The organism is Streptomyces pathocidini (assembly GCF_001418495.1).
In the GTDB taxonomy this organism is placed as follows: Bacteria; Actinomycetota; Actinomycetes; order Streptomycetales; family Streptomycetaceae; genus Streptomyces; species Streptomyces pathocidini.
This window is the reverse complement of the sequence record NZ_LIQY01000168.1, coordinates 1-7,269: the sequence shown is the minus strand read 5'-3', so window position 1 is coordinate 7,269 and position 7,269 is coordinate 1. Positions and strand designations below refer to the sequence as shown.

At 74.1% G+C, this 7,269-nt stretch carries 8 protein-coding genes; 1 reads left to right on the top strand and 7 read right to left on the bottom strand.

The window, feature by feature from the left end; all coding sequences use genetic code 11:
* The 5 genes from ureG to AOK16_RS10205 all read right to left on the bottom strand — a co-directional run.
* Positions 1-748, bottom strand: a 748-nt coding sequence (gene ureG / locus AOK16_RS10225; protein WP_079101228.1) for an urease accessory protein UreG, incomplete at its 3' end; no start/stop codon positions are given.
* A 65-nt stretch (positions 749-813) separates the two neighbouring features.
* Positions 814-1,518 (bottom strand): urease accessory protein UreF, encoded by a 705-nt coding sequence (locus AOK16_RS10220; protein WP_055471933.1) that lies wholly within the window; start codon positions 1,516-1,518, stop codon positions 814-816.
* A gap of 303 nt (positions 1,519-1,821) precedes the next feature.
* Positions 1,822-3,543, bottom strand: coding sequence for an urease subunit alpha (locus tag AOK16_RS10215; RefSeq protein ID WP_055471932.1), 1,722 nt, complete (start codon positions 3,541-3,543; stop codon positions 1,822-1,824).
* Positions 3,536-3,847 carry an urease subunit beta gene (locus tag AOK16_RS10210; RefSeq protein ID WP_055471931.1) on the bottom strand — a complete coding sequence of 104 codons (312 nt, stop codon included), beginning with the start codon at positions 3,845-3,847 and terminating at the stop codon, positions 3,536-3,538. The genes AOK16_RS10215 and AOK16_RS10210 overlap by 8 nt, the downstream gene beginning before the upstream one ends.
* Before the next feature lie 16 nt (positions 3,848-3,863).
* A complete protein-coding gene (locus AOK16_RS10205; protein WP_055471930.1) occupies positions 3,864-4,166 on the bottom strand; it encodes an urease subunit gamma in 303 nt (100 codons plus the stop codon).
* 703 nt (positions 4,167-4,869) lie between these two features.
* Between AOK16_RS10205 and AOK16_RS10200 the strand changes: the two genes are divergently transcribed.
* Positions 4,870-5,355, top strand: a complete 486-nt coding sequence (locus AOK16_RS10200; RefSeq protein WP_055471929.1) for a C40 family peptidase — start codon at positions 4,870-4,872, stop codon at positions 5,353-5,355.
* Positions 5,356-5,399: 44 nt separating this feature from the next.
* Here AOK16_RS10200 and AOK16_RS10195 read toward each other — a convergent pair whose 3' ends face one another.
* Both AOK16_RS10195 and AOK16_RS10190 read right to left on the bottom strand, forming a co-directional pair.
* Positions 5,400-5,828: an ATP-binding protein gene (locus tag AOK16_RS10195; RefSeq protein WP_055471928.1), complete on the bottom strand. Its 429-nt coding sequence runs from the start codon at positions 5,826-5,828 to the stop codon at positions 5,400-5,402.
* Positions 5,829-6,067: 239 nt separating this feature from the next.
* Positions 6,068-7,186, bottom strand: coding sequence for an 8-amino-7-oxononanoate synthase (locus AOK16_RS10190; protein WP_240483503.1), 1,119 nt, complete (start codon positions 7,184-7,186; stop codon positions 6,068-6,070).
* Positions 7,187-7,269 lie beyond the last annotated feature (83 nt).

Below are 7,269 nucleotides of genomic sequence, written 5' to 3'. Positions count from 1 at the left end.
CCGCGGCGGCCTGGTCCGCGGAAGTCGTCCGGTTCCCGGACGGCGGGGCCGCGGCCCCCGGCCCCGCTCCCCAGGCGGCGAGCCGTTCGCGTACCCAGTCGGCGACCGGCTTCACGCCTTCCTCGGAGGTCAGGGAGGTGAACGCGACCGGGAGCGGCCCGCGTTGGGCCTCGGCGTCGCGGGCCATGCGGTCGAGGTCGGCGCCGACGTACGGGGCGAGGTCGGTCTTGTTGACCACGAGCAGGTCGGCGGTGGTGACGCCGGGCCCGCCCTTGCGCGGGATGTCGTCGCCGCCCGCAACGTCGATGACGAAGAGCTGCGCGTCGACCAGGCCCTTGGAGAAGGTGGCGGTGAGGTTGTCGCCGCCGGACTCGACCAGTACGAGGTCCAGCGGGCCGACCGCCTCCTCCAGGTCCTCGACCGCTTCGAGGTTGGCGGAGATGTCGTCGCGGATCGCGGTGTGCGGGCAGGCGCCGGTCTCGACGGCGGCGATCCGCTCCGGCGGCAGCACCGCGTTGCGCAGCAGGAACTCGGCGTCCTCGCGGGTGTAGATGTCGTTGGTGACGACGGCGATGGACAGTTCGTCGCGCAGCGCCCGGCACAGCGCCGCGACGGTGGCGGTCTTGCCGGAGCCGACGGGGCCGCCGAGGCCGATGCGCAGGGCGCGCCGGGTGCCGTCGGGCCGGTGGGTGGCGGGGGCGCTGTAGGTGTGCCGATGGGGGAACGTTTCGGCGTGGTCGAGATGCATCGAACGGCTCCGGTGGGGGTGGGGAGATGGCTGGGTGGCTGGACGGCTGAGTGGCTGGGCGGCGGTCAGGACGCGAAGAGGCGTACCGGCCAGGCTGCGTGCTGCTCGGCGGCGATGTCGAGCAGGGGTGCGGAGGCGGCGGGCAGAGCATCCACGCCGTCGTGGGGCGCCCGCCCGGCCGCGGCGGCCGCCCGTTCGGCGACGCCGTCGAGTTCGGGGGCGAGCCGCGCCAGAACGGCGGTGGCCTGGAACGGGTCGAGGCCCAGCAGCCGTACGGCCGCGGTTGCGGGCCCGCCGACGGCCTCGTACGCGGCGGTGTGCGCGGCGTCGAGGGGGGCGAGTCCCGCGGCGCGGGCGGCGAGGCCCAGGACGACGGGTTGGTGGGCGCCGCGCGGCCGGGCGGCGGCGAGCGCGTCGAGTTCGGCGCAGGGCCAGGCGGCGCGCGCGGCCCGCATCAACTGCCGGCCGAGCCGCCTGGCGGTGGCCCGCAGTGCGGGGGCCGGCGTACGGGCGTCGGCCGCCTCGTCGAGCGGCAGCGGGTCGGCTCCGGCCGCCGCGGCGGCGGCGAGCGCGGCGGCGGTCAGGCCCGTGGTGTGGAGCCTGCCGCGGCAGAAGTCCTCCAGTGTGGCGGCGTCGTGGACGCGCCCTGCCGCCACGGCCGCCTCCACTCCCCCGGAGTGCGCGTGCCCGCCGGCCGGGAACCGCCCGTCGGCGAGGACGAGCAGCGCGGCCCGAGCAGCGGGCGAGCCCGCCTCACGAAGCGACGACACCCCGGGGAGCTGCCCCACCCCCGGGAGTCGGGCCGTCTCTGCGGACGCCGCCACCTCGGCGCAGGGGCATGTCCCGGGCAAGGGGAAGTCTCCATGCCGGGCTGGAGGATGCGGCTCACGTGGGCCGGCCGCAGCCCCGTCACCGCCATGTTCAGCAGGTGCCGCCCCAGGCCGCGAGGCCGGCTCGGGCCGCAAGGCCACTCCCGGGCGGAAGCCCGCCTCGGGCCGCCGGGGCGGCTCCGGGTGGGGGGGTGGCTTTGGTTTTGGTTCTGTCGGGATGCTCATGTTTCCGCCACGCCCCCGTCAGAAGAGGAAGTACCGCTGGGCCATGGGGAGTTCACTGGCCGGGGCCGGGTCGACCGGGTCGCCGTCGATGGTGACGGTGAAGGTGTCGGGGTCGACGGCGACGTGCGGACGGGCGTCGTTCTCGCGCATATCGGCCTTGCCGACCCCGCGGGTGGAGCGGATGGCCGCGAACCGCTTGCCGAGCCCGAGCCGCCCCGGCAGGTCGTCCTCGATGGCGGCGGGGGCCACGAAGTTGAGCGAGTTGGCGGCCGGCGCACGGCCGGTGGCGCCGAACATCGGGCGGGGCATGACCGGCTGCGGCGTGGGGATGGAGGCGTTGGCGTCGCCCATCTGCGCGTACGCGATCTGCCCGCCCTTGATGACCAGGTGCGGCTTGACCCCGAAGAACGCCGGGTCCCACAGCACGAGATCCGCCAGCTTGCCGGTCTCGACGGAGCCGATCTCGTGGTCGAGGCCCTGGGCCACGGCCGGGTTGATCGTGTACTTGGCGACATAGCGCCGGGCCCGGTGGTTGTCCGCGCGCCCGTCCCCCGGCAGCGCGCCGCGCCGCTTCTTCATCACGTGCGCGGTCTGCCAGGTGCGCAGCACGACCTCGCCGATCCGGCCCATGGCCTGGGAGTCGGAGGAGACGATCGAGATGGCGCCGAGGTCGTGCAGGATGTCCTCGGCGGCGATGGTGCTGGGCCGGATGCGGGACTCGGCGAAGGCGAGGTCCTCGGGTACGGCGGGTTTGAGGTGGTGGCAGACCATCAGCATGTCGAGGTGCTCCTCGACGGTGTTGACGGTGTGCGGTCGGGTCGGATTGGTCGAGCTGGGCAGCACGTTGGGCTCGGCGACCACAGTGATGATGTCGGGCGCGTGCCCTCCCCCGGCGCCTTCGGTGTGGTACGCGTGCACGGACCGGCCCGCGATGGCGGCGAGGGTGTCGCCGACGAAGCCCGCCTCGTTCAGCGTGTCGGTGTGGATGGCGAGTTGGGCGCCGGTCTCCTCGCACACGTCCAGGCAGGCGTTGATGACGGCCGGGGTCGCACCCCAGTCCTCGTGGATCTTGAACCCGAGCGCCCCGCCGCGCAGTTGGCTGCGCATCGCCTCGAGCGAGGTGGTGTTGCCCTTGCCGAGGAGTCCGATGTTGAGGGGGTAGGCCTCCATGGCCTCGAACATCCGGGCCAGGTGCCAGGGGCCGGGGGTGATGGTGGTGGCCTTGGTGCCCTCGGCCGGTCCGGTGCCGCCGCCGACGAGGGTGGTGATCCCGGCGGCCAGGGCCTCGTCCGCCAGCTGCGGGCAGATGAAGTGGACGTGCGCGTCGACGGCGCCCGCGGTGAGGATCTTTCCGTTGCCCGCGATGACCTCGGTCTCGGGGCCGATGACGAGGTCGGGGTGGACGCCGTCCATGGTGTCGGGGTTGCCGGCCTTGCCGATGCCCGCGATGCGGCCGTCGCGGATGCCGACGTCGGCCTTGACGATGCCCCAGTGGTCGATGATCACGGCGCCGGTGACGACCGTGTCGGGGGCGCCCTCGGCCCGGGTCGTACGGGCCTGGCCCATGGACTCGCGGATCACCTTGCCGCCGCCGAAGACCGCCTCGTCCCCCGCGGCGCCGGGCCCCCCGGCCAGGTCCCGCTCGATCTCGACGAGGAGGTCGGTGTCGGCCAGCCGGACGCGGTCGCCGGTGGTCGGCCCGAAGAGATCCGCGTAGACGGCGCGCGCCAGCTCAGCCATCGAGGGGGCCTCCGATCTCGCCGCGCAGCCCGGGCACGACCCGCTCCCCGCCGATCGGCACGAGTTCGACCTCCACCGGGATCCCGGGTTCGAAGCGCACGGCCGTGCCCGCGGCGATGTTCAGCCGCAGGCCGCGCGCGGCGGCGCGGTCGAAGTCGAGCCCGGGGTTGGCCTCGGCGAAGTGGTAGTGGGAGCCGACCTGTACGGGCCGGTCGGCGGCGTTGAGGACGGTCATACGGGTGACGGGGCGGCCCGCGTTGAGCGCCACCGGCTCGTCCGCGTACAGCACCTCTCCGGGGATCATGTGCGGCTCTCCTCCGTCAGGCGATGGGCTCGTGGACGGTGACGAGCTTGGTGCCATCCGGGAAGGTGGCCTCGACCTGCACGTTGTGGATCATCTCGGGGATCCCCGTCATGACCTCGTCGCGGGTGAGGACCTCGCGCCCGGAGGCCATCAGCTCGGCGACGGTGCGGCCGTCGCGGGCGCCTTCGAGGATGTGGGAGGTGATCAGGGCGACCGCCTCGGGGTGATTGAGCCGCACCCCGCGGGCCCGGCGCTTCTCGGCCACGTCGGCCGCCACATGGATCAGCAGCCGTTCCTGCTCGTGCGGGGTCAGTCGCACGCTCCACCTCACAGTCCTCGACGCGGCTCCAGCGGCCCGGGCCGTGAACGGCCAGGTGATCGCAGGTTAATTCCACGGAGTTTCATGGGCGTTAACTCGCCACACGGGTCTTCACACCCCTGGGCGTGCGACTGGCGTCGCACCGCCGATGGTCCCGGGGAGTCGAGAGCGCCCCTCAGTGTCGGGCGGCGCCGCTGCGCATCCTCGGGGCGGCGGACCCGTCCGGTGGGCCGTTCGGGCGAGCCCGATCGACGTACCGGCATGTCGGCAAAGGGCATTGATCGAGTTGCGTACCGCGCCCGTCCGGCCATCCGCCGTACGGCACTTCACCGCTGGTACGGACCCCCGCAAGGGGCACGGAGGCGGGTGCGAAGACGCCCCTTGTGCGCCGATTGCCTCATAAGTGAGGAACATCACATGGCGTCGTTTCGACTCGATGCCCGGCCGCTGGTGCGTGACGATCCGTGAGACGACAAGCCCCCGCCACCGCGGCGGGGCGGTCCGTACGGACGCCGAGTCCTGCCGCCGGACGGACGACTGGTCGACACGAGTGGATCGGCAGGAGTGGAGGAGCCGAGCAGCACTGGGTCCACCGGGACAGCCGGTGGCCCCTCGGGGTGAAGCCGCAGCGGCGGCCGGGCATCTTCGTTCTGCCCGAACCCGACAGGTCCCCCTTCACAGGCGGCTGACGAAGGGTTTGCGCATGACCGCGCACGCACAGGTCCCGTCTCTGCTCACCCGTCGAGTACGCCGGGCCGGGAGCGTCTCGGCCCTCACCATCGCCGCCGTTGGCGGCACCCTGCTGGCCCCCGGCGCCGCCGGGGAGGCCCACGCCGCCAGCCCCGGCTTCAAGGCCCTCCACGTCGCCGCCGCGAAGCGGGGCGCCCCCTACCGGTGGGGCGCCACCGGCCCGCGCAGCTTCGACTGCTCGGGGCTGACCCAGTACGCCTTCAAGGCCGTCGGCAAGAAGCTGCCGCGCACGGCCGCGCAGCAGTACAACAAGACCCGCCGCGTCCGGGCCGCCCACCGCAAACCCGGTGACCTGGTCTTCTTCGGCTACGGGCGGGGGATCTACCACGTGGGCATCTACGCGGGGCGCGGCCGCATGTGGCACTCCCCCAAGACCGGCTCCACCGTGCGCCTGGAGAAGATCTGGACCAAGGCCGTCCAGTACGGCCGGGTGAGGTAGCCGGGCGAAGTGACCGGGTGACGTAAGGCGCCCGCCTGCGCGGGTCAGGTGGCGGGGAGCTTCCACGGGAGCGCGATCCAGACCGTCTTGCCACCCTCGGCGGTCGGCGTGACCGACAGCTTCCCGCCCGACTCGGCGGTCAGCCAGCGGATGATCACCATGCCGCGCCCGTTGTCCTGCTGCACGGCCGCGGGCAGCCGCCGGGGGAAGCGCGCGTGGCTGTCGGTGACGCCGATGCGCAGCTGCTCGTCGCGTTCGAGCCGGACGTCCACGGTGAACGTCGGGGACTGCCCCAGGGTGTGCACGATCGCGTTGGTGGCCAGCTCGGAGACGATCAGGCGTACGGTGTCGGCGGCCTCGGCCGTCTCCGGCAGGCCCCATTCCATGAGCACGTCCGAGACGTATCTGCGCGCGGTCGTGACCGAGGCCGGATCGCTCGGCAGCGTGACGGATGCTTCCTGGTGGTCTGCCATGGCGGCGCTGTCCCTTTCCCACCGAGGCCGTGGCTCCGACGCGTTGCACGAGGACGGGATGGAATGGATCGGAGCCGCCTTGGGGCGGCTGCTTCCGTCAGACTGCCACTGATGCTGCCGATGGCGGTGGCGATCCACCACCTTGCCCGGAGTTCTGTCGCTCGATGCGGTGAACTCTGCCACGGAAAGCCGTATTTGGGCACGAGGTGGGGCGTACGGGCAGGGGTTCGGGCGGGAGGTCAGCGGCCCGGTGCCGTGGCCGTGATCGTCTCGACCGCCCGCGCGATCGCGGCGCCGGTGAGGTCGGCCCGGGCCGTCAGCCGGATCCGCGAGATGCCGTCGGGGACGGACGGCGGGCGGAAGCAGCCGACCGCGAGCCCGGCCGCGCGGCAGTCGGCGGCCCAGCGCGCCGCGGCCTCCGGGGACGGGGCGCGGACGGAGACCACGGAGGCGTCCGGGCGTACCGCCGCCAGCCCCGCCGCCGTCAACTTCCGGTGCAGCGTGGCCGCGACGGTACGGGCGCGGGCCGCGCGCTCCGGCTCGCGGGTCAGCAGGCTCAGGCCGGCGAGGGCGGCGCCCGCGGCGGCCGGGGCGAGCCCGGTGTCGAAGATGAACGTCCGGGCGGTGTTGACCAGATGGTCGATCACCCGGGCCGGGCCGAGGACCGCGCCGCCCTGGCTGCCGAGCGACTTGGACAGCGTCACGGTGGCGACCGTGCCGGGCGTGCCCGCGAGGCCCGCGGCGTGCGGGGCGCCGCGCCCGCCGGCGCCGAGTACGCCCAGACCGTGTGCGTCGTCGACGAGCAGCGCGGCGCCGTGTGCCCGGCAGGCGGCGGCGAGTTCGGGCAGCGGGGCGGCGTCGCCGTCCACGGAGAAGACGGAGTCGGTGACGGCCACGGCCCGGCCGCCGTGCCCGTCGAGCGCCTTGCGCACGGCGCCGGGGTCGGCGTGCGGGACGACGGCGGTCTCGGCGCGCGAGAGGCGGCAGCCGTCGATGAGCGAGGCGTGGTTGCCCGCGTCGGAGACCAGGAGGGTGCCGGGGCCGGTGAGGGCGGTGACCGCGGCGAGGTTGGCGGCGTAGCCGGAGGACAGCACGAGGGCGGCCTCGAAGCCGCAGAAGGCGGCGAGTTCGGCCTCCAGCTCGGCGTGCAGCTCGGTGGAGCCGGTGACCAGGCGGGAGCCGGTGGCGCCCGCGCCCCAGCGGTGCGCCGCCTCGGCCGCGGCGGCCGTGACCTCCGGGTGGCGGGCCAGGCCCAGGTAGTCGTTGCTCGCCAGGTCCAGGAGCGGGGAGTCCGCCGGGCGGGGGCGCAGGGTGCGGACGAGCCCGGCGGCGCGGCGCTCACGGGCCCGCTCGTCGATCCACGCGAAGGGATCGGACGCGGAGGGATCGGCCGCGGAAGGGGCGGCCGCGAAGGAGTCGAACGCGGAGGAGTCGGGCACGG

Excerpts from the sequence above, each read along its gene's own strand:
- AOK16_RS10210 (WP_055471931.1), bottom strand. The coding sequence starts at position 3,847 with ATGATCCCCGGAGAGGTGCTGTACGCGGACGAGCCGGTGGCGCTCAAC.
- AOK16_RS10200 (WP_055471929.1), top strand. The coding sequence starts at position 4,870 with ATGACCGCGCACGCACAGGTCCCGTCTCTGCTCACCCGTCGAGTACGC.
- AOK16_RS10195 (WP_055471928.1), bottom strand. The coding sequence starts at position 5,828 with ATGGCAGACCACCAGGAAGCATCCGTCACGCTGCCGAGCGATCCGGCC.
- AOK16_RS10215 (WP_055471932.1), bottom strand. The coding sequence starts at position 3,543 with ATGGCTGAGCTGGCGCGCGCCGTCTACGCGGATCTCTTCGGGCCGACC.